Genomic DNA, 24,413 nt, shown 5'->3' on the forward strand with positions numbered 1-24,413 from the left:
GTACATTAACGGATCGTGTGTCCGGATTGGCTCCCAAATAGCTCGATTTTCGGTAAATAGCGGATCGTGTGTCCGCATGACTCCCAAACAGCTCGTTTTTGCAGCAAAGTAGCAGATCTGTGTCCGCGGGGACTTTAAAAAGGAATGATTTGAAGCAAATAGTAGATCGTATGTCCACATGGACTCAAAATCAGCTAGATTCGTCTGGATTAGCGATATTTGAGGACTGTAGTTCCGCTATTACTTTATTTTCTGCATGTTAGTGGAAGTACGAGGACATGAGATACGTTATTGCGAGAAATAGTTGGCTACATTCGTGATTTTGGGTACATTAACGGATCATGTGTCCGGATTGGCTCCCAAATAGCTCGATTTTCGGTGAATAGCGGATCGTATGTCCACTTGAACCAAACTGTAGATCATACTAATCCATACGCTTGCCACACAATGTAGAGTTCACACTAAATCCCACACTAATCCCACAGCTAAAACTCACCAATCAATCGAAATCAATGCGCTTGTTGAAGTATCGGTAGGAGATGTCCACAAGCAGGTTCACAAGCACGAACATGATCGAGAGCACAAGCACGGTTGCCTGTACGACCGGGAAATCCCGCGCCCGGATCGAGTCGATGACGTACCGTCCCATGCCGTTGACGGCGAATACGGACTCGGTCAGCACCGCCCCGCCTAGCAGGCCGCCGAATTCTAGACCGATGACGGTAATGACGGGAATCATGGCATTTTTCAGGGCATGCCGGTAGATGATGACACGCTCTCGGACGCCTTTGGCTTGAGCGGTGCGGATGTAATCCTGGCCGATGACCTCCAGCATGCTGGAACGGGTCATTCTGGCAATGATCGCGGCGCCGCCTGTCCCGAGCGTGATCACGGGAAGGACGGTTTGCGACCACGTGCCCCAGCCGGAGGGACGGAACCAGCCTAGATCCACGGCAAAATATTGGATCAGCATGAGCCCAAGCCAGAAATTCGGCATCGATAGTCCGAACAGGGCAACGAACATGACGCCGATATCGGCGGGCGAGCTTTTTTTGACGGCGGAGATGATGCCGGCCAGAATGCCGAGAAATACAGCCAGGATCGTAGAGTATATGGCAAGCTCGACGGTGATCCAGAATCGGCTTTTGAATATTTCATCGGCGATGGGGCGGCTGCTGCGGATCGAATCTCCCAAATCTCCCTGCAGTAAACCGCTGACGTAATTCCAATACTGAAGCGGCAGCGGATCGTTTAATCCCAGGTTCTCACGGATCTTCTCCACCTGCTCCTTGGGCGCCCCTTCCCCGATAATGACCTGCGCCGCATCTCCCGGAATGAGGTGCATCAGCAGGAAGACGACAATGGTAACGCCAATGACAACAGGTAACGTCTGAATTAGCCTTCGAATGGAATAGATGAGCATGGCCCGGCAGCTCCCTTCATTATTTTTTCATTTTCGGGTCAAGGACATCCCGCAAGCCGTCACCCAGCAGATTAAATGCGATAACAACGAACACGATCGACAAGCCGGGGAACAGGGCAACATGGGGGTGATCCATAATATAGTTGCGCCCATCATTCAGCATGGCTCCCCACTCCGGCGTCGGCGGCTGTGCGCCAAGACCGAGGAAAGACAAGCCGCTGGCGGTCAGGATAGCAACAGCGATCCGCAGTGTAGCCTGCACGATGATAGGGGATGTGATATTCGGCAAAATATGCCCGAAGATGATTCGTCCATCGCTCGCGCCCAGCGAACGCATGGCATCAATATACTCGAGCTTGCGGACGGCCAGCGTCGAGCCGCGCACGACTCTGGCAAAGGTGGGGATCGAGAAGATGCTGACGGCGATAATCACGTTGAACAGATTTTTTCCAAGAACGCTGACAACCGCCAATGCCAGCAAAATGCCGGGAAACGCCAGCATGACATCGGTCATTCTCATAATGAGTGCATCCCATTTACCTCCGTAATATCCGGATATGATTCCGAGTACGACACCAAAGGCTGCCCCGATGATGACCGAGATAAAACCGACCGAGAGCGTAAGACGCATGCCGTGGATAATCCTGGTGAAAATATCTCGCCCGTTGTGGTCCGTACCAAACCAATGGTCAGCGGACGGCTTCAGCAGTTTCGTAGAATAATCCACTTTGGTCGGATCATACTGGGTGAGCAGGGGGCCGAAAATTGCGACAAGAATCATCAGCAGGAGAAAATACCCCCCGAATAAGGCCGCTTTGTTCTTCTTCAGACGGTGGTAGAAAGATTTCCATTGAACGAGACGGGTACCACTAGGTAGCGATTCATGTGTTCTGGCATCAGCGGTCATGTTAGGCACGTGAAATCATCCTTTCTCCAAGTTTGGATGTCAGCATTGGTGTCGTAGAAACGTGAGGTAAATCTGGCTTCTACTGGTATAAATATCAAATAGTAAAATATATGTTAACTGTGCATAAAATATTTTCCTATTTTGATTGAGAAGGGGGAGTTTGTTTCACATGACAGGTAATAGAAGATTAAAGTGGCTTGTCTGCATCCTGGTCATGCTTACCGTAATAGTCTCGGCGTGCGGCAGTCCAAGCAAGAGCAGTAACCCTGAAACCCCGCCAAACGGCAGTAATACGCCAGCTCCGGAGCCGGGGGCCAAGGATCCTCCCAAAGGAACGGACGATACCGGTGCAAATGAGCTTGTGATTGCCTGGCTTTCTGATCCGCCATCCATGGACCCTCATATGTCGACGGACCAGCAAACGAGCGTAATGACAACGCATATTTATGACACATTGGTGATTCATGATAAGGATCTGAATATTCAGCCGGGGCTCGCCGAGAGCTGGAAAGCGATCGATGAATTGACCTGGGAGTTCAAGCTGAGACAAGGCGTGAAGTTTACGGACGGCACTCCATTCAATGCAGAGGTGGTCAAAGCCAACATTGATCGTATGCAGGATCCGGAGGTTGCTTCTCCACGCGCGTCGCTTGTTGGCATGATTAAAGAGGTTAAAGTCGTTGACGAATACACGGTGCAGCTTGTGACCGAGTATGCTTTCTCGCCGCTGCTTGCCCATCTGGCCCATTCTGCGGTGGGCATGATTAGTGCCGAAGCCATCAAGCTGGATTACGAGAAGGTGAAGGCAGGCGAGAAGGGAGGCGCATATCTGGCACAGAACCCTGTAGGCACGGGCGTGTTCAAATTAGAGAGCTGGAACCCCGGACAGGAAGTGAAGCTGGTTGCGAATGCCGATTATTGGGGGGATAAAGCGAAGGTTGAACGGGTCACGTTCAAAGTCGTAAGCGAAGAGGGAACGCGGATCGCGGAGCTGGAAACCGGCTATGCGCATATTATCGATCCGGTGTCGCCGAGCAGCATCAGCCGCATTGAGAGCACTGACGGCATGTCTCTGAACCGTCAGGCTTCGCTGAGCTTGTCTTATATCGGGTTTAACAACGACAAAAAGCCGTTTAACGATGTGCGAGTACGGCAGGCCTTGTCGATGGCCATCAATAAGGATGAAATCATCTCGGGCATCTACGAAGGCACCGGAATTCCTGCTGTTGGTCCGCTGGCACCGGACGTGAACGGCTATGATGCTACCGTTAAGCCGATCGAACATAACATCGACAAAGCCAAAGAGCTGTTGAAGGAGGCCGGATACGAGGGTGGCTTCTCAACGACCATCTGGACCAATGATAATCCGGAACGGATTAAGGTCGCCGAGTACGTACAATCCAAGCTGAAGGAATTGAATGTTGAAGTCAAAATCGAAGTGGTCGAATGGGGCGCATACCTGGCTCAAACCGCAGAAGGCAAGCATGATATGTTTATCCTCGGCTGGTCCACGGTAACGGCTGATGCCGACTATGGCATGTATGAGTTATTCCATTCCAAGAATGTAGGGGAGCCGGGTAACCGTACCTTCACGAAGGATCCGGAACTGGATAAACTGCTGGATGCCGGGCGTAAAGAGAACGATCCTGAACAACGCAAGCTTATCTATAAACAGGCGCAAGAGAAGCTGGTTGAGTTAGCGCCGATGCTGTATATCCATCATCAGGAGTATTTAAACGGTGTCAGCAGCAAGGTCGAGGGCTTCTGGCGGCATCCGAACGGCATCATGCAGCTGCATCAAGTGTCCATTCAGCCATAAGGATGTCTGAAAGCTTTATAGCTTTGAATCGTCATGATATAAGAGATATGCATCAAGAGGCCCCTATGAGGGGGTCTCTTTTTTTGATGTTGTTCGAGTGCTGGGACAGGAGATAGGGTTGACAGCAATGGTTCATTATCTTTGCTCGTTGGCATCAAGATGATCATACAGCTTGCGAGCGGAAGGAATTGAGGTGATGTCACATTTATCACGTCAAAAGAATCAAAAAACAGATCCTTATATACGTTGACATGTATATATGAATTGATGTATATTAAAACCATGAATACTTCAGCTATGCAATTAACCCTGTTCACGATCTCGGAGCCGAACCGCTTCAACATCATTGAACTTTTAAAGCAAGGGTCGAGATCGGTCAGCGACATCGTAGAGATTCTGGGAATCGGCCAGCCCCAAGTATCCCGCCATCTGCGGATACTGAGCGAGGCCGGGCTGGTGAAAGTCCGTAAGAACGCACAGCAGCGCATTTATAGTCTTGAAGCCCAGCCGTTTCAGGAGCTGGACGTCTGGTTCGATTCGTTCAGTCGATTGTGGGAAGAGCGACTCGACAAGTTCGAGGACTATATGAGCGACTTCAACGGAAAGGAGAGTTGATTCAACTTTTTTGCTAGATCCACAGGAAGATACGGCTCTGCATGCAGAGCCGATTTCACAAACAGGAGGAAGTCACATGGGCAGGACGACCATTGTCAAGAAAGACCGGGAGCAGCGGAAGCTAACCGTGGAACGTATCGTAACCATCCCTCTGAAGCTGTCCTGGCAGGGATGGACTAAGCCGGAACACATCGAACGCTGGTGGGGGCCGAGGAACTGGAATGCCACGGTATATGAGATGGATGTCAGACCGGGTGGCGTATGGCGCTACAGGCTGGCTCCTGATAAGGCAGGAGAAGGGGAAGAAGTCTTTTGCAAGGCGACCTACTCCGAAGTGACGGAGTTATCAAGGCTCGTATATACGGACACATTCACGGATCCGAACTGGAACCCCGTAGCAGGCAGCGACATGTTGACTTCGGTTACGTTTGAAGAGGCCGGGGAAGGGACCAGGCTATGCATCATTACCCATTTTGCGAGTGCAGAGGAACTGGAAGCTGCGGAAGGCATGGGAATGGTAGAAGGATACACGGATACGCTGGAACGGTTTGAGAATGAAATTAGCTTGTACATAACAGGATAATAAAAGGAGTGATGACCATGAGTTATGCAATGTCGAATGACGGTACCCGAATTTTTTATGAAAAGAAAGGGACTGGTCCAGCTATTATTCTTGTAGCTGCTGCAGCTTCGGATCACAACGATACAACGCGTCTTGGGGAGTTTCTGTCTGAACAATTCACCGTCTACAATCATGACCGGCGGGGACGGGGCAGTAGCGCGGATACGGCTCCGTATGCCGTTGAACGTGAGGTCGAAGATATCGATGCCCTTATCCAGGAGGCGGGCGGGAGCGCGTATGTATTCGGAAGTTCTTCGGGCGCTGTTCTGGCTCTGGATGCGGCGAGCAGACTCGGAAGCAGCAAAGTTAGAAAACTGTTTTTATATGAGCCGCCGTTTATCATTGACGATAGCCGCGAACCCGTACCGACAGAATACGTGCAGCATTTGAATGCACTGATGGCCGAGAATCGACGCAGCGAAGCCGTAGAATATTTCATGACAGCAGCGCTGGGGATCCCCGCGGAATATATCGAATTCATGAAGGCAGATCCTTCTTGGCAAGTCATGGAGGGCATGGCGCATACATTGGCCTATGACGGCATGATTATGGGGAGCACGCAATCCGGTCAACCGCTGCCAACGGATCGCTGGGATGTCGATGTCCCGGTCATGGTGATGACGGGCGAGAACAGCGGGTCCATGTTCCATGGGGCCGCTAGCGCATTGGTCGACTTGCTCCCTCAGTGCGAGCACCGGATGCTGCCTGGTCAGGACCATTCTGCCGTCGTGATGGCGCCGGAAGTGCTGGCTCCTGAGGTGTCGGGTTTTCTGCAGCCTTCGGCAGACCAAATACCGAGATAAGTGTTCCTTTCTCATCAAGAAACCGTGACCCTTAGGGCCACGGTTTCTTTGTTCCCGTTCCGGTCGAAGTATTTATTCGGTCTTCTTAAACGGCTCAATAAAATGATTAAAGGCGCTGGTGCGAAACAGGTCGCGCCGGAATACAAAATGGACCTTGGAGCTGCGATATCGCTCGGGGATTTGGAAAGCCTGCAATCTCCCGGCATCCACCCAGTCCTTAACGGAAGACCGCGTTAGCAGCGAGATACCCAGCCCGGCGGCCACACCGCCCATGATGGCTTCCAACGTACCAAACTCCATAATATTCATGGGTCCCACGTTCTCTTCATGAAGCCATTGCTCCAACCGTTCACGATGGTAGCAGCCCTTGCCAAAGAACAGCAGCGGTTTGGTGAGCAAATCGCGAAGCGCAGCCTCAGTCGGTTCCGAGATGAGAACAAGCTCCTCGTCAAAGGCCCGGATTTCGTCAAAGTCCGGGTAATCCAGAGGCCCGCTGATAAACGCCCCGTCCAGTTCATACTCGTTCAGGGCTCGAATCAAGTCAGCTCTATGGCCTGTAATTAATGACAATTTCACGTCAGGATACCGTCTATGATAATCCAGCATGATACCGGGTAGATGTACCGCGGCTGTGGTTTCCGATGATCCGATCCGCAGCGGACCCGACGGTTCTTCCGAGAATTGCGTCGATTTCACGGCTTCGTCAAGCAAACGCGTAATCTGATCGGCATATTTGAGCAGATTACAGCCGGCCGAAGTTAAGGCAACGCCGCGGCTGAGCCGATAGAACAGAGGCGTGTTCAGCTCGGATTCAAGCTGCCGGATTCTAGCGGTCACGTTCGATTGCACGTAACCTAGGCTGGCGGCAGCCTTGGTTATATTTCCTTCACGGGCAACAGCCTGGAATATTTTCAGATCCCCACTCTCCACCTTAGGAACCTCCTTATATCCATCATTCACAGTGATGGTTCGAATCTTATTTAATTATTTTACATGATATGAAGGTCGGAATAAACTGAGGATACACTTGGTTAAGGAGAGGGGAATTCATGGCATGAGCAAACCGCGTATGCTGTTTCTGACGATATTTACGATGCTGGTCGCTGGACTTAACTTCCCGATCGGCAAAATTGCGCTCTCCTTCGGTTCCCCATTCGTGCTGCTGGCGATCCGGTTTGTGGGAGCGGGACTTCTGATGCTGCCCTTCATTGTAAGACGGCCCCATCCCAAGAGCGGCGCTGCCTGGCTGAAGCTGGCAACGATCGGGCTGTTTCAATCGGCACTCGTGATGAGTGGCATCTACCTGAGCATGCAGACGATATCCTCTGGCAGCTCCTCGGTTCTGTCCTCCAGCAACCCAATCTGGTTCATCGTGTTCAGCTTCCTGATCTTCGGTATAAGGTACCGTCTTCTTCAGTGGGCGGGTGTGATCATCGGTTTTATCGGCGTGTGCATTACGCAAGGCTTGGAGATGCAAATGCAGAGCGGATTTTGGTTTGCGCTGGGCGCAGGGATGGCTTGGGGCATGGCGACGCTGCTAAGTTCCCGTTGGGGCAAGGAGTTTGACGCTTGGGTCATGGCTGCCTATCAGATGCTGATCGGAGGCATCCTTCTGCTCATCGCAAGTCCGCTGCTGGAACAGCCGCATTTTGTATTGGATTCGTCCCAGATCGTGAAGGAACTCTTTGTTCTGGGCTGGATGATTCTGATGAGCTCGATTGCCCAGTTCGTCACCTGGTATTATGTGCTGCGCAATAGCGATCCCAATAAAGCCAACGTGTATCTGTTTCTTATTCCCGTGTTCGGTGTATTATCCGGATGGCTTATATTAGGCGAGCAGTTGCATTGGTATACCTTGGCCGGCACAGTGTGTATCGGGCTTGGCATTTATCTGGTGAATCGGCCTAGACGAGTAGACAAAACAAAAGATCCATTCGCGATCAGGGAACGGTGCGGTACCGTATAAAGGGCAAGAAATCTAATAAATTTGGATTTAGCAGGTCACAGCGAATGGATTCGTGTGGCCTGTTTTTTGCTATGGCGAACAAAGGTTTTCTCGTCTGAACAGGTATCATGAGAAGCAATAACAAGGATGATGTTCCTAGGAAAACCTCGTCCAAACAAAATAAGTAAATTTTATTAAAAATAAATCCATGTTATATTAAATTTACTAACGCCTTGGAGAGGGGATAGGATTCATGAGTGGTTTGAAGGAAATTGCAAAGCTCGCGGATGTCTCGGTGTCTACAGTGTCCAACGTGCTGAACGGGCGTAAGAACGTGGGGCGGGAGACGAGGGAGCGGGTGCTGAGATTATGCTCGGAGCACGGCTATTTTCCGCATAAGTCAACCAAATCCGATAAAAGCAACACGATTATATTTGTCTTCAGCGACTTTGATCGCGATTATTATTTAAAGATCATCAAGGGGATCAGCCATTGCCTGACGGAGAATGGATACGATCTTATCATCTGTACGAATAAATCCAGCACCAATTTTATGCGCAGTAAATTTGCAAGCGGTACCATAAGCCTCGATCGGAACATGACGGACGAATATTTAGTCTCGGTAGCCACGCCGCAGTTCCCTGTCGTTCTCATGGATCGGATTATTGATAATGAGTACGCCAACACCAAAAGCGTGATCGTGGACAACTACCCCGTGATGTGTGAAATGGTCCAGGCCTTAGTGGATAAACAGTTTACGAATTTTGGATACATTGGCGGCTTGGAGTTTACCCTGGATCACAAGGAGCGGTTCGCCGGATTTATGGATACGCTCGCGAAGAATGGCATCGTGTTTGACCGCCGTAATTACTTTCATGGCGATTACAGCGAGGAAAGCGGATATCAGGCGGCCAAAATTCTGATCCTGAGCAACGCCTTGCCGGAAGTGCTGGTCTGTGCGAATGACAATATGGCTCTCGGCGCGATCAAAGCTTTGGAAGAGAACGGAATACGGGTCCCGGAGGATATCTCGATCACCGGATTCGATAATTCGGATGCGGCGGCGATGGCCGGTTTGACCACGATTGCAATCCCGCGTTATGAAAGCGGTTATTTGGCGGCGAAGGAGCTGCTCGAGATGATCAAGGGCACAACGGGCAGGGAGCCTTTTAAGCTGAATGCCACCATTCAGTGGAGAAAAACGGTGAGATAAACTTTATGAGTTCAACTAGTAAAATATCAAGAATTTTACTAGTTTTTTTACTTAGTATTTTTATGAAAACGCGTACAATTTTTATTGACATTCTAGGTAAACCGCCCTATGATTGGTTTGTAAACGTTTTACTTTATAGAGTCCTTAAGGGGGAGGCGTGTCACTTGAAAAAAGTAAAAAAGGTATTAAGCATACTAACAGCAACGGCTTTGGTTGCGACACTTGCAGCCTGTGGTGGTACATCTGACAAAGATTCTGGGGCAGCATCCGGGGGAGATAAGCTGAAGAAAATTACGCTCTTCCAATCGAAAGTTGAAATTACAGAACCTCTTGAAGCTTTGGTTAAAACCTATAAAGAAGAAACCGGCAATGAGGTTGAGGTATGGGGTGCCGCAGGTGACGCTTATTCGCAGCAGTTGGTAGCGAAGCTCAGCAGCAACCAGGGACCGACTATATTTAGCGTAGCTCCGGGGCCCGAGTCCGAGAAGCTGAAATCCTATTTCTCCGATTTGAGCGGTGAAGAGTATGTTAAGAACATTGCGCCTGATATGGAATTGAAGGTCGAAGATAAAACCGTTGGCGTTCCATACGGCGTAGAAGGTTTCGGTCTTGTGTATAACAAGGATATGGTAGATCCGGCTAACATGAAAGATCTGGATTCCTTCACCAAGACGCTGGAGCAGCTGAAAGCCGACGGCAAGAACGGTTTGAGTTTGTCCCAGGAGGCTTACTTCTTGATCGGACACATCATCAACACGCCGTTTGCTCTACAATCCGATCCGCTGGCCTTTATCGAGCAGCTGAACAAAGGCGAAGTGAAGATGGCGGATACGAAGGAGTTCCAAGAGTGGGCAAAATTCATGGACGTGATCAAGGCGAATTCCAAGAATCCGCTGGAAGTGAAATATGATAGCCAGATGGGTGACTTTGCAACGGAAAAAACGGCTATGGTGCATCAAGGCAACTGGAGTTATTCCATGCTTGCGGACTTCGGTGATTTCGGCTCCAAAGTCGGCATGATGCCATTCCCGCTCGCCGGCAATGACAAAATCGCCGTCGGCGTGGCCAGCTACTGGGTCGTAAACAATCAGGCGGATGCTGAGGAAGTCAAAGCTGCGAACGCTTTCCTGAACTGGCTCTTTACTAGCGACAGCGGCAAGAAAGCTATCGTGGACGATTTCAAATTCATCCCGGCTTTAACGAATATTGAAGCAGGCGATCTGGATCCTTTGTCTCAAGCGGTGCACGAAGCAACAACGAAGGGTGAGACGATCACTTGGGCGTTGAACTACTTCCCATCGGGAATCATCACCAATGACCTGGCTCCGGCTACGCAGGAGTACTTTATGAATCCGAGCATGACAGGAGAACAGTTCCTGCAGAAGCTGGATGAAGTGTGGGCGAAAGCATCGAAATAATCGAGGCGGGCGACCATCATCTGATATTACAATTCCATGAAAACGAAAGCCTAGCCTCAGACGTTCTGATGATGAGCGTTAGGCTTTTGTTTTTTCTAACACGACTTCAAGGTTTGATGCCGCCTTGCGGGAATCATCCGGAACGGAAAGAAGGTATGGATTATGAGCAAAAGAAAGGATAAAGCCTGGTTTGCCCTGTTTACGGTGCCGCTTCTGTTTATTTTCACGACCGTGGTCATCATCCCGTTCATTATCGGGATTGTGTACTCCTTCGTCAATTGGGACGGCATTCCGGCGAATCCTAAAGTATTCGTAGGGTTCGACAATTACGTTCAGCTGTTCCAGGACGACCGATTCCTGACATCGGCTTGGCATACGGTTCAATTCACGCTGCTCGCGCTGGTATGCGTCAACGTTCTGGGACTGGGCTTTGCGCTGCTGGTGACGACAAAGCTCCGCTCGAGAAATGCGGCACGGACGATGTTTTTCATGCCGAACCTGATCGGCGGCCTGATTCTGGGTTACATCTGGCAGTTTATTTTTACGGATGCCTTCAGCTTCCTGGGTGAGAAAACCGGGTTTGACAGCGTGTTCTTTAACTGGCTGCTGCATCCGCAGTTTGCACTGTACGCCATCGTCGCCGTATTCACCTGGCAGTTGGCGGGTTATACGATGATCATCTACATCGCGGGCATCCAGGGGATTCCGGATGAATTGATGGAAGCGGCCAAGGTCGATGGCGCCAACATATGGCAGCGACTGAAGAGCATTGTGTTCCCGCTGTTAATGCCTTCGTTCACGATCTGTCTGTTCCTGACACTGTCCGGGGCGTTCAAAATCTATGACGTGAACCTGTCGTTGACCAAGGGCGGACCGAGCAATGCGACGGAGATGTTTGCGATGAATATTTTCAACGAGATTTTTGCTTACGGTAATTATGGTTTAGGTCAGGCGAAAGCGATCATCTTCTTCCTGATTGTTGCCGGACTTACGCTGACGCAAGTTATCATCACGAAGAGAAGAGAGGTGCAGATGTAATGAAGAAATCAGGGAAATGGCTGCTTGACATCCTGCTGTTCCTCGTTGCACTGGTCTTCTTGTCTCCGGTCTTCATCATGCTGATTAACTCGTTCAAGGATCGTGCGGAGCTATACGAGAATGCGCTCGCGCTGCCTTCTTCCTTCAGCTTTGAGTATTATAAATTGGCCATGGAGAAGATGAATTTCTTCACCGCTCTGGGTAACTCGCTCTATGTCACCGTCATCTCGGTGATCATTGTCATCGTGCTCGCCTCCATGACGGCATGGATGCTGGTGCGGACGGATAATAAGCTGAGCAAAATCATTTTCTTCACGTTTGTAGCGACCATGCTGATTCCATTCCAGACGCTCATGATGCCGCTGATGCAGGTGATGGACTGGATTCGAAGCAATCTGCACATTCCGATGCTCAATACCCATGAGGGCTTGATCTATATGAACGTCGGCTTTACATCAAGTATGGCGGTTTTCCTGTACCACGGGTTCATCAAATCCGTGCCGGTTGCGCTGGAGGAGGCGGCAACGCTAGATGGCTGCTCCAAGCTGGGCGTGTTCTGGAGAATCGTGTTCCCGCTGCTGAAGAACATCAGTGTGACCATCGCGATTCTGAACGTCATTGCGTTGTGGAACGACTACCTGCTCCCATCGCTGACGCTGTCGGATAAAGGGCTGCGGACGATTCCGCTCTCGACCTTCTATTTCTTCGGGGAGTTCACGATTGTGTGGAACCAGGCGATGGCCGGTCTGACGCTGACGATCATCCCGGTTGTCATTTTCTATATTTTCGCTCAGAAATACATCATCAAGGGGATTGCGGCAGGTGCGGTAAAATGAGGGGAATCATTACGAGAGCCGACGATTATGCTTCCAGCCGTTCCGCCAATCTAGCGATTACCCGGACGGTAGAGGCTAGGTTCATCAAAAATGTGTCCATCATGGCGCCCGGCCCTTATCTTACCGAGGCCGCGCAGCTGTTGGCGCATCGCAAGGACATCTGCTTCGGTTTCCATATGACGCTGAACGCGGAATGGGATAACGTACGCTGGGGACCTGTTGCCGCGAAGGAACAGGTTCCTTCGCTTGTCGATCGGGCCGGATATTTCTATCAGGACCCGATCCTGTTTCAGGATCATCCGCCTTCGCTGCAGGAGATCCTTGTAGAGTGCGAAGCGCAGCTTAATAAACTGACCGCAGCAGGCTTCAATATTTCTTATGTCGATTCTCATATGCTGCCGGAGCGCTTCATCCCCGGGCTGCAAGAAGAGCTGGACCGCTGGATTGAAGCGAAGGGGCTAATCAACCATCGCGATTACTATAACTTTTTCCCGGGCGGCGTTCCGGACGGGGTCGAGTCGTTTGAAAGGGTGCTTGGCGGCCTGACGGAAGACCAGTACTTCTTTCTGTCCCATCCAGCCCTATATTCGAAGGAAATGGTGCAGTGCGGCAATGCTCAAGTGGATGGGGAAGAGCTGGCGCGCGGACGCGATCAGGAGGCTTCTTTTCTTGCACGGGAGGACTTAAATGAGATTAGTGAGCGACTGGGTTTCCGCGCTATACGTTATGATGAAGCGGTACCATTACCTGGTGTATAATGGAAGGGCCATAATGAATTTATCTTATGGATACAGGGAGAGGCGAAAGGAAGATGAACATGAAAATGGTTCAATTATTGCCAAGAAGCACCCCCGAAAATCAAGGAATCTCATCGCAGTCTATCGAACGCTTTATCCGATCGATTCAGGAAAAGGAGCTGGAACTCCACAGCTTCATGCTGGTACGGCATGGACATGTCGTAGCGGAAAGCTGGTGGAAGCCGTATGATGCGGACAAACCGCATATGCTGTTCTCGCTAAGCAAGAGCTTTACCTCTACCGCGATTGGACTTTTGGTCCAGGAAGGCCGGATTACGCTGGAGGATCGGGTGATCGGCTTCTTTCCGGAATACGCTCCTGAAGATCCCTCGCCGAATCTGTCCGCGATGACGATTCGCGATTTGTTGATTATGGGAACGGGGCACGACCAGGAGCCTGCCATGCAGTCCGATATTTGGGTGGCCGATTTTCTTAAACAAGCGGTTGAGCATGAACCCGGGACCCACTTTGTATATAACAGCGCAGCGACTTACATGCTCTCGGCCATTCTGCAGAAGGTCACTGGCATCACGCTGCTGGATTATTTGCAGCCCCGTCTGTTTGAGCCACTCGGCATTTATGGAGCCACCTGGGAAAGCTGTCCGCAGGGGATCAACACTGGCGGATGGGGACTTAAGCTGAAGACTGAGGACATTGCCAAATTCGGTCAGCTTTATCTTCAGAAGGGGGTATGGGAAGGCCAGCGTCTGATCCCGGAAGCGTGGATTGAAGACGCAACCTCCAAGCAGATATCCAACGGACCTGCGGATTCCTCTTCGGATTGGACCGAAGGGTACGGATATCAATTCTGGATGTGCCGCCACGGTGCCTACCGCGGCGACGGTGCCTTTGGACAATTCTGCGTCGTGTTCCCGGAACAGGATGCGGTGATTGCGATTACCTCCGGCCTTGGGGACATGCAGGCCGTGCTGAATGAGATATGGGAGCATCTGCAGCCAGCGATGGGATTGGATGCACTGCCGGTCGACACCGGAGCGGAGGCTTCTCTTATTAGAACGCTGCAAGAGCTTAAGCTGGATCCGCCAATCGAAGAGGCGGTATCCCCAATCGAGAAGGACGTCTCCGGGATCGTCTATGATCTCGAGGAGAATGAGGAGAAGCTGCGTTCATTCTCCGTTCGATTTGAAGAAGATGGCGCGGTCATGGAGCTTGAAGGGGAACACGGCATCAATTTGGTTGTCTGTGGTCGTAACGAGTGGAAGTCGGGAACCACGAAGCTGATGATGACGGCGGATAACGAATATGCTGCCTCCATGACCTGGAAGGATGACCGGACGTTAAAGTTGACCATCCGACTGACAGAGACGCCATTCTACTTAACTACGGAATGCACCTTCGGTGAGGAAAGCATTCATCTTGCATACTGGATGAATCAATCATTCGAGGGCAAGGTGGTCCGGGAGATTAAGGGCAAGGTTAAGGCGTAGAGCCTGTAAAATAAGCAGCGGCACATAAAAAGCCTCTCCATCGTCATGGAGAGGCTTTTTTGCATGCCGTAATCAGAATCGCTCTGATACCGTCTTCGCCTGCGTGAACAGGAGCAGGTAATCAAGCCCGCCGGCTTTGGAATCGGTCCCGGACATATTGAAGCCTCCGAATGGGTGGGTGCCCACCAAGGCACCGGTGCATTTCCGGTTCAAATACAGGTTGCCGACATGGAAATCGCGCCGCGCCTGCTCTAGATGAGCGCGGTTGTTCGAGATCACCGCGCCAGTCAGCCCGTAGTCGGTGTTGTTGGCGATTTGGATCGCTTCGTCGAAGGAGGCGGCCTTCGTGAAGGCCACCACCGGGCCGAAGATCTCCTCTTGGGAAATACGGGCGGTGCTGGCCACGTCCGCGAAGATCGTCGGCTGGATGAAATACCCCTCCGGATCGCCCGGAAATCCACCGAGTACCAGCGTGCCTTCGCCTTTCCCGATTTCGATATAGTCCAGAATTTTACGGTAGGCCTTATCGTCGATGACAGGCCCTACCTGCACCGCGGTGTGTAACGGACTGCCGATAACCAGCTTCTTGGAGCGGTCGATAACCTTCTGCAGCACGGTATCATAGACGTCCTCATGCACGATGGCCCTGGAGCAGGCGGAGCATTTCTGGCCGGAGAAACCGAATGCGGAGGCGGTGATCGCGTCTGCCGCGAGGTCCAGATCGGCCTCACTGTCTACAATAATGGCGTCTTTTCCGCCCATTTCAGCGATGACGCGTTTGATCCATTGTTGCCCCGGCTGTGTCTTGGCCGCGCGTTCCTGAATCCGCAGTCCAACGTCGCGGGATCCCGTAAAGCTGATGAACCTGGTCAGCGGATGATCCACCAGATAGTCGCCTACTTCCTGGCCCGGTCCCGGCAGGAAGTTAACAACGCCCGGAGGCAGGCTGACTTCTTCCAGTAGCTCCACGAATTTGGCGGCAATGACCGGCGTGGTGCTCGCCGGTTTCAGCACAACGGTGTTGCCCGAGACGATGGCCGCCGTGGTCATGCCTGCCATAATCGCGAGCGGAAAGTTCCACGGCGGAATGACGATGCCGACGCCGAGTGGAATGTAATAGAGATGATTTTCTTCCTCCTCATGAACCGTTAGCGGCTGGGGCGCGCTCAGGCGCTGCATTTCGCGTGCATAGAATTCCATGAAATCGATGGCTTCGGCCGTATCCGCATCCGCTTCGGCACGCGTTTTGCCAGCTTCCAGCGTCATCAGTGCGGAGAATTCAAACTTACGTCGCCGCATGATTGCTGCAGCCTTGTACAAATATCGTGCCCGTTCGCTCGGCGCGGTGTGTTTCCACGTCTCAAAAGTCCGTGCGGCTGTCTGAATGGCTTGTTCCGCAAGTTCGGTATCGGCTTGGGATACAATGCCGATGACCTGACGTTTACGGGACGGATTGGCCGACTTTAGAGTACGCTCCGTATGGATTTGGGCACCGCCGATAACCAGAGGGTACGTCTTGCCGAGTTCGGCTTCGACCGCGGATAGCGCAGCATCGTATAACTTGTTGTTCAACTCGTTCTTGAAGTCCAGAAATGGTTCATTCCGAAAAGGTACTCGCATGGAAGGCCCCTCCTTAACATGATATGATTCGGAGCTTTAGGTTTATGGTCCAGCTGCTGAATGCGTCATGGTGGGGTGTTTAGAATCTCTTGGTGAAAAGCTCGATGTTAGATATGTATGTCTTTCTGCATGCCGTCATGATTTTTGCATATGAGTTAAGATAGAGTGCATTTTGGTTTGCCTTTTGCAAAGGGGGAGCTCGCATGGACGGAACCGAACTTTACCGTAAAGTGATCCTGACGGTGTCCGGTAATAAATTCGTGAAGTGGTTGTCGATCAAGTACGGCCGAAAACTGGCGGGCAGATTCATAGCCGGCGATACCTTGGACGAGGCGCTGGATGAAATTGAGAGGCTGAATGAGAAGGGCATTCTCGTCACGCTCGATCATTTGGGGGAGGGTATCACGACGCTGGACGAAGCGGCCGGGTACCGGGAGGAGTATTTGAAGCTTGTAGAAGGGATTGCCAAGCGGGGAGTGAAATCGAACGTTTCGCTGAAGCCGACGCAGATGGGCATGGCACTGGACCCCGAGAAGGCTTACGAGAATATCAAGCTGGTGGCGAAAAAGGCGAAAGAGCACCGCAACTTCGTTCGTCTGGATATGGAGGATTCGCCGTATACCCAGGCGACGATAGACATGACGCTGCGGCTCCATAAGGAGGGGCTGACCAATGTGGGGACCGTGATGCAGGCCTACTTGTTCCGTACCGAGGAGGACGTCAAGAATTTAATCAATGCCGGTGTTAATCTGCGGCTCGTGAAGGGGGCGTACAAAGAGCCGGGAACGATCGCTTTTCAGCAGAAGCGGGAGGTCATTGACAACTATAAGAAATTGATCAAAATGCATTTTGATCAGGGTGCCTACGTTGCGATTGCTTCGCATGATGACAACATCATCGACTGGGTGAAGGTGTTTGCCGAGCAGAGTCACATAGACAAACAGGAATTTGAGTTTCAGATGCTGTACGGGCTGCGGATGAACGATCAGGCAGCGCTTGCACAGGACGGCTACCGCATTCGGTGTTATATGCCCTACGGAACGATGTGGTACCCGTATTTTACGCGGCGGCTGGCGGAGAAGCCGGCCAACCTGATGATGGTGCTCAAAAATATGTTCAAGTGAGCGGGGGAAAACAATCAATTGAAAGTGAAGCGAGGACGGTAGCTCTCTAGCTACTGTCCTAGAAGAAATAATACGCCTCCGAGCAGTCCATCAGGAAGGAACGCTCCAGCGGCAAGCTGCCTAACCGCTTACGGGTGATGTGCTGTTGCCGATTGGTCTCCAGATCGGCGAGCGCCGATACGGCGAGCTGCATCCGGGCGGATCCCCACTGGTGCTGCTTCTGGGCATAGCGAACGGCCTCGGTCACGGACATGCCTTTCAGCCTCGTAAAGACGGCTGCCCAGCGGACTAGATCCGTGAATTCCCTGTTGCTTGGCAGCGCATATTCGGCATAACCGGCCGCGTCTTTGCAGCTGATTTTGAACAAACCGCAGTTCCAATCTCGTTTGCTCCAGGGGATAAAGCGTTCAGCCGAGCCCTGGTCGAAACGAAATATCTCCATATGGCGGATGGGCTCTACACTTAATGCGGGAACTTCGGTTTCGATAACGGATGTCAGTGCAGCCTCGATGAATTTCGTCATGATCTACGCTCCTTTATAGGAATGTTATATGCGCGGCAAATAGGCCTGGTGAGCAGAGATCCCCCGCTCTCCAGGCCTATTTATCGTTAGAGGCCCTGTTCCAGTGGCCGCTTCCGCTTAAGGCTCGGGTGGTGTTCTCTCTCAAAACGCGCCTACGAGGTTAGCTGACGGATTCGGGCTTGAGAGCACCCTACCGCAGTGCCTGACCATCTAGGCACTTCGGATTCACCCCATTCACCAATAGAAGCTCCATTGGCGATTTTGGTTCCCCCGTCTCCCCATCAGTCGAGAGCTCAGCGTATAACGAATGTTTCGAATAGATGGATGAATCATACGCCGGAGGAAACTAAAAGTAAATGATCATATGGGACGGATACATTCCGAAAATCGATGAAAACCGTATAAGAAAACGTGTACATTCAGTCGTGTCATCGATTATCATGGCAAAATCTCGGTATCTCGATAGATTGCGATAAATACAAGAAAACAAGAGAAATACATAGTATAGAGTAGTATTCGGGAGATAATGAAGCGATACTGGTCAGTTCCTGTTCGACATAACGCCACATGTGTTTTTGCTCACATTTACTTCCTGCAGGGCCAGACGTATGATACGAACTATGAATTGACGGACATCAGCGACAGGCAAACGGGCAGCCGTTCCATGAAGGCCTACAGACAGTGTGAGAGCTCAGTTGGGCTCTTTTATGGATCGAATCTCGGGCGAAGGCGCCATGGGCCTTCGCTGAAATTGCAGGATGATGCGACTCTCACCGCTCGAACCTGATGCTGTGTTGTTTTGCCGGACCTGGATGTTTAGTCAATGGCTAATAGAATAACATGCTACTCGTTTTCAATTTTCGCTGAGTCCTTGAATGGAAAAGGAACGGGGGAACCAGTCGGGAGATGAATCTATCTCTCAGGGGTGAATCCCATGGACAAGATAACGGTCTATGGGTAGGGCGACTCTCACGCCCGAATCCGTCAGCTAACCTCGTAAGCGTATCGAGAGAGGCAACGATTGTCGTGGACTTGGGCCACGGTGTATTTCACCGTGTCCTATTAAGGAGCCTGCGGGAAGAGTTCTTCTCTTTCCACAGGCTTCTTTGTTGTTGTCTTCTCTTTCCGAACTTAGGAGGAGAACAAAAGATGGAGAAATCGCAGGAGTTTATCCTGGTATCCGCACCGAACAAGGCCGGGGAAGAATTTATCCGCCAGCTGATCTTTAAGCGCATTTCGTTTGTGGCCATAGCCAACAACCGGGTTGAACAGGAGAGGCTGCATGAGCTGGGCTGCACCAACATGATACTAATCGATACAAGGGACGAGCAAACCTGGATCATTCCCGAGTTTCCCGTCAGCAAGGTGTTTCTGTTCGAGAGCAGCTTGAATCTATGCTGCCGCTATTTACGGATTTGCCGGACCTGGACCACAGAGTCGATTTATGTGATTACCCATTCCAGCAATCCGCGATTGATATACAAAGGGCTGGGTGCCGATGTGGTGCTTCATACGAACCATCACCAGGTATCCTTCCTGATTTCGTCCATTGTCAGCTAAGGTCTTGGCTGATATCACAACGAGGTTTTAGGAGGTTATATTCATGCAGGATTTATATATGGTGCTCATATTGGGAGGAACCTACGGACTGTTCATGCTGTTCATGTCTTGGTGTGGGCGCGTGGTTTCTGAACCGGAGGCGGATTAACCATGATGATCATTTTGGTATGCACGCTCTTTATTTTTCTGTACTTGATTTATGCGCTGATTCACCCTGAAAAATTCTAGGGAGAAAGCTGAAGGAGGAAGGCATTCGCCATGGGCATTTTACAAATTGCCATCGTTATACTCGTTCTGGTGCTGCTGGTAAAGCCGCTTGGAACTTATCTATATCAGGTGTTTCGCAATGAAGGCAATGGAACGGACAGATGGTTCTCCTGGGCGGAGAAACCGATCTTCGCACTGATTGGCTTGAAAGAACGCAAGGGAATGACGTGGAAAGGTTATGCCATCAGCTTTGTGATGACGAATATCGTGCTGGTCGCGGCTGGGTATTTGATTCTGCGGTTGCAGAGAGTACTGCCCTTCAACCCGAATGGCATCGATAATATGGAATCGACCTTGTCGTTCTCTACGATCATCAGCTTTATGACCAATACGAATCTTCAGCATTACAGCGGGGAGTCGGGGTTATCCTATATGGCCCAGATGGCTGTCATTACGATGATGATGTTCACGTCTGCGGCAACCGGGCTCTGCGTGGCGATTGCTTTTATCCGGGCGGTGACTAGCAAGGGCTCAACCGTCGGTAATTTTTTTGAGGACTTCGTCAAAGCTCACACCCGGGTGTTCATCCCGGCTGCGTTCATCATTGCAATGGTACTGGTTGCACTGCAGGTGCCGCAGACCTTGAAGCCTACGCTCAGCGTCACGACGCTGGAAGGTAGCGAGCAGCAAATAGCTGTAGGGCCAGTAGCTGCGCTTGAATCGATCAAGCATCTGGGCACCAACGGCGGCGGGTTTATGGGAGTGAACTCGGCACATCCGTTCGAGAACCCGTCCCCGCTGACCAATGTCATCGAAATCCTGTCCATGTGGAGTCTCGGGGCGGCACTTCCGTATACGTTCGGTTTATTCGCCAAGAGCCGCAAACAGGGCTGGATTATTTTCTCGGTGATGATGACCTTGTTTATCGCTTTCCTGTCGCTGAACTATGCCGCTGAAACCAATGGCAATCCGGCGCTGAACCGCTTGGGCATCGATGCCTCGCAAGGCAGCATGGAGGGCAAGGAGGTCCGGTTCGGGGTTGCTCAATCTTCTCTGTTCACCACGGTGACGACCGCGGCCACGACCGGGTCGGTCAACAACATGCATGATACACTCACGCCGCTTGGAGGGATTACGCCGCTGTCCCTGATGATGCTGAACTCTGTTTTTGGCGGAAAGGGCGTTGGGCTGATGAATATGCTCATGTACGCGATATTGGCGGTGTTCCTGGCCGGTCTTATGGTTGGTCGAACCCCCGAATTTCTAGGCAGAAAAATCGAGGCGCGGGAGATGAAGCTGATTGCGATTGTTATCCTGGTGCATCCATTTATCATCCTGGCTCCGACCGCCCTTGCGCTGATGACGGATGCAGGGCAGGCAGGCATTACCAATGCGGGCTTTCATGGCATCTCACAAGTATTGTACGAATACACGTCTTCCGCTGCCAATAACGGTTCCGGATTTGAGGGTCTGTCAGATAACACGCCGTTCTGGAACATTACAACAGGACTGGTCATGCTCTTCGGCCGTTACATTTCGATGATTGCCCTGTTGGCGGTGGGCGGCTCGCTGATGCGGAAGCAATGGGTTCCCGAGACGCTTGGGACGTTCCGGACAGATAATAAGCTGTTTGCCGGCATTCTCATTGCAGTGGTTCTGATTATCGGTGCATTGACCTTCCTGCCTGTACTTGTGCTTGGTCCGATTGCTGAGCATCTGACGATCCGTTAATAGAAAAGGTGGCCTATTACCATGAATAATACGAGAAAAAAAGTGATGTCCAAAGAGATGGTTCGTCAGGCGCTCAAGGAGAGCTTCACGAAGCTGAACCCCGTCCTGATGATGAGAAATCCGGTCATGTTTGTGGTGGAGGCCGGCACCCTGGTTGTTTTGCTGATGACGTTATTTCCGTCCTATTTCGGGACAGAGGGCAGTATCGGATTTAATCTGACGGTGTTTGTGATTTTGCTGTTGACGCTGCTGTTCGCTAACTTCGCAGAGGCGCTTGCCGAAGGACGAGGGAAGGCGCAGGCCGACTCCCTTAAGCAATCCAAGCAGGAAATGACGGCTCATAAAGTGATGGAGAACGGAGGGGTACAATCCGTACCATCCACGGATCTTCGCAAAGGAGATATCGTGATCGTTACGCAGGGCGAGATGATTCCCGGGGACGGGGAGGTCATTGCGGGCCTTGCGTCCGTTGACGAATCGGCGATTACCGGCGAGTCCGCGCCCGTCATTAAAGAAGCCGGCGGCGATTTCAGTTCGGTTACCGGGGGTACCCGGGTTGTCAGCGATACGATCAAAATCCGGATTACGAGCGATCCGGGGGAATCGTTTATCGACCGAATGATTTCGCTTGTTGAAGGAGCCGCCCGCCAGAAGACGCCGAATGAAATTGCTCTGAACACGTTGTTGATCGTCTTAACGCTGATTTTCCTGATCGTTGTCGTTACGCTCGCACCGATTTCGAAGTATCTTGGCATCGAGCTGTCCGTTCCGGTGCTGATCTCGCTGCTGGTGTGTCTCATCCCGACCACGATCGGGGGCTTGCTGTCGGCGATCGGGATTGCCGGCATGGACCGGGTGACGCAGTTCAATGTGCTGGCGATGTCGGGCAAGGCGGTGGAGGCAGCCGGTGACATCAATACAATGATTCTGGATAAGACGGGTACGATTACGTTTGGTAACCGGATGGCCAGCCAGTTGATTCCCGTCGGCGGTGAATCGCTTGCCTCGGTTTCCCAGTGGGCAGCCGTGAGCTCGCTGCAAGACGAGACGCCGGAAGGACGCTCGGTATTGGAGCTGCTGAAGAAGGAAGGACTTGAAGTGGATGAAAGCATGGCGGCTCGGGCGGAATTCATCGAATTTAAGGCTGAGACCCGGATGAGCGGCATGGATCTGCAGGATGGACGGAAAGTCCGCAAGGGTGCGGTGGATGCCGTCAAGGCGTGGGTGCAGTCGCAAGGAGGTTCCATCCCTTCGGATTTGACGCCAAACAGTGACGCCATCGCGACAGAGGGCGGAACTCCGCTCGCTGTCGCCGTGGATAACCGCATCTATGGTCTGATCTACCTTAAGGATACCGTGAAGCCGGGCATGAAGGAACGGTTTGAGCAGCTGCGCCGGATGGGCATCAAGACGATTATGTGCACGGGCGACAATCCGCTCACCGCGGCGACGATTGCCCGTGAAGCAGGTGTCGATGATTATATCGCCGAGAGCAAGCCCGAGGATAAGATTGCCGTCATCCGCCGAGAACAAGCCGAAGGGAAGTTAGTAGCGATGACCGGTGACGGTACGAACGACGCCCCGGCGCTGGCCCAGGCCGATGTGGGGCTGGCGATGAACAGCGGTACCACCGCAGCCAAGGAAGCGGCTAATATGGTGGATCTGGATTCAGATCCATCGAAGATTATCGAGGTGGTTGCCATCGGCAAGCAGCTGCTAATGACGAGGGGCGCGCTGACCACGTTCAGCGTCGCGAACGATGTCGCCAAATATTTTGCCATCATACCGGCGATGTTTGCAGCCGCCATACCAAGCATGAATGTTCTGAACGTCATGGGACTGGGTTCTCCCATGTCGGCGATTCTGTCTGCGCTGATCTTTAATGCCGTCATTATCCCACTGCTGATACCGCTTGCGATGAAGGGCGTAGCCTATAAGCCAATGAGTTCGTCGAAGCTGCTTCAGCGCAATGTGCTGATCTATGGCTTAGGTGGCGTGATCGTACCCTTTATCGGGATTAAGCTGATCGACATGATCGTCCATCTGTGGATTTAGATATGATCATCGTAGCGGGCATATCGAGATAACTCGAAGATTGCTTTACGTGGAAGATATCAAGGGAAGGATTGAGGAATTATGAATAATCCATTGCAGCAATCATCACCGGCGCCTCATACTAAGGCGGGTTCCGCCCGTGTCTCCCTGGGCATTGCCGTAAGAACGAGTCTTGTATTTATCGTGTTATGTGGAGTTCTCTATCCGCTGGTTACGACAGGAGCGGCGCAGCTGCTCATGCCGAAGCAAGCCGGCGGCAGCTTGGTCACGGATTCCGGCGGAAAGGTGGTCGGATCGGAATTGATCGGCCAAAACTTTACGGAACCTCAATATTTTCACGGCAGGGTGTCCAGCATTGAATACAACGGAGCCGGCTCAGGCAGCAATAACTACGCACCTTCCAATCCGGATTTGATCGAACGAACGAAGGCTTCGATTGAAGCATGGAAGGAGAACAATCCGGACGTTCCGGTGAGCAAGGTGCCGATCGATCTGGTAACGAATTCCGGCTCCGGGTTGGATCCTCACATATCGCCTCAGGCAGCGAATATTCAGATTCCGCGGATCAGCAAGCTGACCGGAATCACGGAAGCGGAGCTGAAGCAGTTAGTAGAGGAGCATACGGAGGGACGGGATTTGGGCGTGTTCGGCGAACCGCGCGTCAATGTGTTGACGCTGAACCTGGCTCTTGCCGAGCTTCTTGATTGAT

The 24,413-nt window shown here is 51.7% G+C and carries 21 protein-coding genes and 2 riboswitches; of the genes, 16 read left to right on the forward strand and 5 right to left on the reverse strand.

Going from position 1 to position 24,413, the window contains the following annotated elements:
- Positions 1–499: 499 nt before the first annotated feature.
- Together MHH48_RS02325 and nikC are read right to left on the reverse strand one after the other, a co-directional pair.
- Positions 500–1,423, reverse strand: coding sequence for an ABC transporter permease (locus tag MHH48_RS02325; RefSeq protein WP_076322458.1), 924 nt, complete (start codon positions 1,421–1,423; stop codon positions 500–502).
- 19 nt (positions 1,424–1,442) lie between these two features.
- Positions 1,443–2,339 (reverse strand): nickel transporter permease, encoded by an 897-nt coding sequence (nikC, locus tag MHH48_RS02330; protein ID WP_076322457.1) that lies wholly within the window; start codon positions 2,337–2,339, stop codon positions 1,443–1,445.
- Positions 2,340–2,499: 160 nt separating this feature from the next.
- On the opposite strand from nikC, the gene MHH48_RS02335 reads away from it, so the two are divergent.
- The 4 genes from MHH48_RS02335 (at position 2,500) to MHH48_RS02350 (ending at position 6,189) form a co-directional block, all read left to right on the forward strand.
- A complete protein-coding gene (locus MHH48_RS02335) occupies positions 2,500–4,149 on the forward strand; it encodes a glutathione ABC transporter substrate-binding protein (RefSeq protein WP_076322456.1) in 1,650 nt (549 codons plus the stop codon).
- A 282-nt stretch (positions 4,150–4,431) separates the two neighbouring features.
- Positions 4,432–4,764: a metalloregulator ArsR/SmtB family transcription factor gene (locus MHH48_RS02340; RefSeq protein ID WP_076322685.1), complete on the forward strand. Its 333-nt coding sequence runs from the start codon at positions 4,432–4,434 to the stop codon at positions 4,762–4,764.
- A gap of 76 nt (positions 4,765–4,840) precedes the next feature.
- Complete coding sequence (locus MHH48_RS02345; RefSeq protein ID WP_076322455.1) at positions 4,841–5,347, forward strand: SRPBCC domain-containing protein; 507 nt, start codon at positions 4,841–4,843, stop codon at positions 5,345–5,347.
- Between the two features lie 17 nt (positions 5,348–5,364).
- The gene (locus MHH48_RS02350; protein ID WP_076322454.1) at positions 5,365–6,189 is read left to right on the forward strand and encodes an alpha/beta hydrolase; all 825 of its coding nucleotides are present in this window, start codon (positions 5,365–5,367) and stop codon (positions 6,187–6,189) included.
- A 72-nt stretch (positions 6,190–6,261) separates the two neighbouring features.
- On the opposite strand, the gene MHH48_RS02355 is transcribed toward MHH48_RS02350, so the two are convergent.
- Positions 6,262–7,119: a LysR family transcriptional regulator gene (locus MHH48_RS02355; RefSeq protein WP_076322453.1), complete on the reverse strand. Its 858-nt coding sequence runs from the start codon at positions 7,117–7,119 to the stop codon at positions 6,262–6,264.
- 124 nt (positions 7,120–7,243) lie between these two features.
- Between MHH48_RS02355 and MHH48_RS02360 the strand changes: the two genes are divergently transcribed.
- The 7 genes from MHH48_RS02360 to MHH48_RS02390 all read left to right on the forward strand — a co-directional run bounded on the left by MHH48_RS02360 (position 7,244) and on the right by MHH48_RS02390 (position 14,884).
- A complete protein-coding gene (locus tag MHH48_RS02360; protein ID WP_076322452.1) occupies positions 7,244–8,155 on the forward strand; it encodes an EamA family transporter in 912 nt (303 codons plus the stop codon).
- A gap of 232 nt (positions 8,156–8,387) precedes the next feature.
- On the forward strand, positions 8,388–9,347 hold the full coding sequence (locus tag MHH48_RS02365) for a LacI family DNA-binding transcriptional regulator (protein WP_071219137.1): 960 nt from the start codon (positions 8,388–8,390) through the stop codon (positions 9,345–9,347).
- Positions 9,348–9,511: 164 nt separating this feature from the next.
- On the forward strand, positions 9,512–10,765 hold the full coding sequence (locus MHH48_RS02370; protein ID WP_076322451.1) for an ABC transporter substrate-binding protein: 1,254 nt from the start codon (positions 9,512–9,514) through the stop codon (positions 10,763–10,765).
- A gap of 162 nt (positions 10,766–10,927) precedes the next feature.
- Positions 10,928–11,803: a sugar ABC transporter permease gene (locus tag MHH48_RS02375; RefSeq protein WP_076322449.1), complete on the forward strand. Its 876-nt coding sequence runs from the start codon at positions 10,928–10,930 to the stop codon at positions 11,801–11,803.
- Complete coding sequence (locus MHH48_RS02380; RefSeq protein ID WP_076322448.1) at positions 11,803–12,639, forward strand: carbohydrate ABC transporter permease; 837 nt, start codon at positions 11,803–11,805, stop codon at positions 12,637–12,639. Before MHH48_RS02375 ends, MHH48_RS02380 begins: the two co-directional genes overlap by 1 nt.
- The gene (locus MHH48_RS02385; RefSeq protein WP_076322447.1) at positions 12,636–13,397 is read left to right on the forward strand and encodes a ChbG/HpnK family deacetylase; all 762 of its coding nucleotides are present in this window, start codon (positions 12,636–12,638) and stop codon (positions 13,395–13,397) included. Before MHH48_RS02380 ends, MHH48_RS02385 begins: the two co-directional genes overlap by 4 nt.
- Positions 13,398–13,456: 59 nt before the next feature.
- Positions 13,457–14,884, forward strand: coding sequence for a serine hydrolase (locus MHH48_RS02390; RefSeq protein ID WP_256720512.1), 1,428 nt, complete (start codon positions 13,457–13,459; stop codon positions 14,882–14,884).
- A 72-nt stretch (positions 14,885–14,956) separates the two neighbouring features.
- Here MHH48_RS02390 and pruA read toward each other — a convergent pair whose 3' ends face one another.
- Positions 14,957–16,504 (reverse strand): L-glutamate gamma-semialdehyde dehydrogenase, encoded by a 1,548-nt coding sequence (pruA, locus tag MHH48_RS02395; protein ID WP_076322445.1) that lies wholly within the window; start codon positions 16,502–16,504, stop codon positions 14,957–14,959.
- A gap of 203 nt (positions 16,505–16,707) precedes the next feature.
- Between pruA and MHH48_RS02400 the strand changes: the two genes are divergently transcribed.
- On the forward strand, positions 16,708–17,628 hold the full coding sequence (locus MHH48_RS02400; RefSeq protein WP_076322444.1) for a proline dehydrogenase family protein: 921 nt from the start codon (positions 16,708–16,710) through the stop codon (positions 17,626–17,628).
- Between the two features lie 58 nt (positions 17,629–17,686).
- On the opposite strand, the gene MHH48_RS02405 is transcribed toward MHH48_RS02400, so the two are convergent.
- On the reverse strand, positions 17,687–18,151 hold the full coding sequence (locus MHH48_RS02405; RefSeq protein WP_076322443.1) for a hypothetical protein: 465 nt from the start codon (positions 18,149–18,151) through the stop codon (positions 17,687–17,689).
- Between the two features lie 133 nt (positions 18,152–18,284).
- Positions 18,285–18,460: riboswitch (cyclic di-AMP (ydaO/yuaA leader) on the reverse strand.
- A gap of 542 nt (positions 18,461–19,002) precedes the next feature.
- Positions 19,003–19,170, forward strand: a riboswitch (cyclic di-AMP (ydaO/yuaA leader).
- Positions 19,171–19,300: 130 nt separating this feature from the next.
- Between MHH48_RS02405 and MHH48_RS02410 the strand changes: the two genes are divergently transcribed.
- From MHH48_RS02410 to kdpC, 4 genes are all read left to right on the forward strand, one after another.
- Complete coding sequence (locus MHH48_RS02410; protein ID WP_076322442.1) at positions 19,301–19,711, forward strand: hypothetical protein; 411 nt, start codon at positions 19,301–19,303, stop codon at positions 19,709–19,711.
- Between the two features lie 258 nt (positions 19,712–19,969).
- On the forward strand, positions 19,970–21,649 hold the full coding sequence (gene kdpA / locus MHH48_RS02415; protein ID WP_076322441.1) for a potassium-transporting ATPase subunit KdpA: 1,680 nt from the start codon (positions 19,970–19,972) through the stop codon (positions 21,647–21,649).
- Between the two features lie 21 nt (positions 21,650–21,670).
- Positions 21,671–23,704, forward strand: a complete 2,034-nt coding sequence (gene kdpB / locus MHH48_RS02420; protein WP_076322440.1) for a potassium-transporting ATPase subunit KdpB — start codon at positions 21,671–21,673, stop codon at positions 23,702–23,704.
- An 81-nt stretch (positions 23,705–23,785) separates the two neighbouring features.
- A complete protein-coding gene (kdpC, locus tag MHH48_RS02425) occupies positions 23,786–24,412 on the forward strand; it encodes a potassium-transporting ATPase subunit KdpC (RefSeq protein ID WP_076322439.1) in 627 nt (208 codons plus the stop codon).
- The last annotated feature ends 1 nt before the right edge of the window (position 24,413 follow it).

The sequence above is a fragment of the Paenibacillus sp. FSL F4-0100 genome, from assembly GCF_037993005.1.
Classification (GTDB): domain Bacteria; phylum Bacillota; class Bacilli; order Paenibacillales; family Paenibacillaceae; genus Paenibacillus_AQ.